Annotated in this window: 1 protein-coding gene and 1 pseudogene; both read right to left on the reverse strand. The window is 75.4% G+C overall.

Translation table 11 applies throughout. The features are described 5' to 3' along the window. Window positions 1–794: mannosyltransferase family protein (locus tag FREUN1FDRAFT_RS38970; RefSeq protein ID WP_006545964.1), on the reverse strand; the 794-nt coding region annotated here is incomplete at its 3' end. After that, window positions 791–1,919 (reverse strand): annotated as a pseudogene (locus FREUN1FDRAFT_RS38975) (hypothetical protein); the annotation flags it as partial. The gene FREUN1FDRAFT_RS38970 and the pseudogene FREUN1FDRAFT_RS38975, both read right to left, overlap by 4 nt.

Raw genomic sequence — 1,919 nt, forward strand, 5'->3', positions numbered from 1 at the left:
GGTGCTCCGGCAGGCCCCAGCCGGCCGAGCAGCGGGAGGCGCAGCCCGCGGGCGGCCTCGATCGCGACCGGCACGGCGAGCAGCAGGCCCAACGGCCGGCACAGGCCGCCGAGCAGCCCGGCGACGATCGCGATCTCCCAGCGGCGGGTCCGTGCGCCGAACAGGACCGCGGCGGCCAGCAGCCCCGCCAGCGCCTCGGCGTAGCCCATGACCAGCACGAAGGCGGGCGGCGCCAGCGCCCCGATCCAGATGACCCGGCGGGTCGTGTCGTCGTCGAAGCCCTCGGCCCGCGCGACGCCGACCAGTACCAGGGCGAACGCGACCGCGATGAGGTTCACCAGGACGAGCAGCACCGCCCCGGCGTGGCCGCCCGCGCCGGGCAGGGCCGTGAACAGGCGGACCAGCAGGGGGAGCAGGGGGAAGAAACGCCGGCTCTCGTCCCCGGCCCCGTCGTAGCCGTGCTCGGCGATGGTGAGGTACCAGCCGGCGTCCCAGCCGAGCAGATCGGTCGTCTCAAGCGTGACGCCGTCGTCCTCGCTGGCGCTGTCCGCGATGAACCGGGTCAGCGCCAGCGCCGCGCCGACGACCACCCGTGCGGCGACCCAGGCGACGAGGACGTCCCGCAGATACCAGCGGCGGGCCCAGGCCCTGGCCCGTGCGGTCGACGTGCGGTCGCCACGGCTGACCCCGTGCCTGCCCCGGGCCGGCTTCCCCGGTCGCGGCTGCGGCGTCTCCCGCGTACCCGGAGGCTGCCGTGGCGCCTCGGGGTACGCGGGCTGGCGCGCCGCGGTCATGACACCCGGAACCGCAGCAGGGCGTAGTTCTCGTACACGCGGGCCGGAATGCCCTGCGTCATCACCTCGTCGGCCAGCGGGCGATGCTCCTGCAGCGTCGTGCGCACCTGGGTGCAGAGCTCCTCGTAGGTCCGGTACGCGCCGGAGCCGGCCATGAACACGGTGTGTGATCCGGCCTCGGCCAGCGCACGCTCGGCGACCGCGACGCCGTTGGCCTTCTCGTTCCGCTCCTCGTAGTCGACCCAGTTCACCCGGTCGGGCGGTGCATAGGTCGGGACCACGTAGACCTTGAGCCAGGAGGGCACGGTGCGGGCCAGGCCCGGCCCGAGCTGGTCCGGGCACACCAGCAGGACGTCACCGGGCTTGGACAGCCGGGTGAGGACCGCGGCGGCCTCGCCGGCCTGGCTGCGCTCCCGCCGGACGTCGCTCGTCCCGGCGATGACGCCGATCAGCGCGGCGAGGACGACCACGCCGCGGAAGACCCGCCGATCCGCCAGCATCGTGGCGCCGAGGCCGACCACCAGGAGGAACGGGACGAACGCCGTCGCCGTGTAGCGGTCGGCCCAGGCGTTGCCGACCGCCTTGCCGGCCGCCACCGCGACGATCAGAGTCCCGGTGGCGAGGAAGAACAGCGTGCGGCCCGGTTCGAGGCCCTTCAGGTCGAGCAGGATGAACCGGCCCCCGAGGGGACGTCCCGCGATACCGGCGGCGACCAGGCCGGTCACGAGGAACAGCAGCAGCCGTCCGAGGGTGGTCGGCCCGCCCGCCCACTGCCCGTAGGCGTGGGTGACCGCGGCGAAGCTCGCCGGCTCCCCCCAGGGGGTGCCGGTGTGCGCCAGCTGGGAGAAGAAGTTCGACAGCCAGGGTGCGAACACCAGGCCCCCGGCGATCAGCCCGACGACACCGGCCAGTGGGCCACGCCGGTGCCACTGCGGGACGGTGCGGATGGCACCCCCGGCCGCGTCGGCCAGCAGCTCGGCCGGGCTTGCGCCGGCTCCGGCACCACCACCCGCCGGATCCGCCGGCTGCGTCCCGGCGGTCGCCGGCGCCAGGCCGCCGGCCGCGTGCGGCATGCTCCCGGCCGCCGTGTGTGCGGGGTTCCCCGCCGCATGCGCCGGGTTCCCC

Origin of the sequence: Parafrankia sp. EUN1f (assembly GCF_000177675.1) — a bacterium.
Classification (GTDB): domain Bacteria; phylum Actinomycetota; class Actinomycetes; order Frankiales; family Frankiaceae; genus Parafrankia.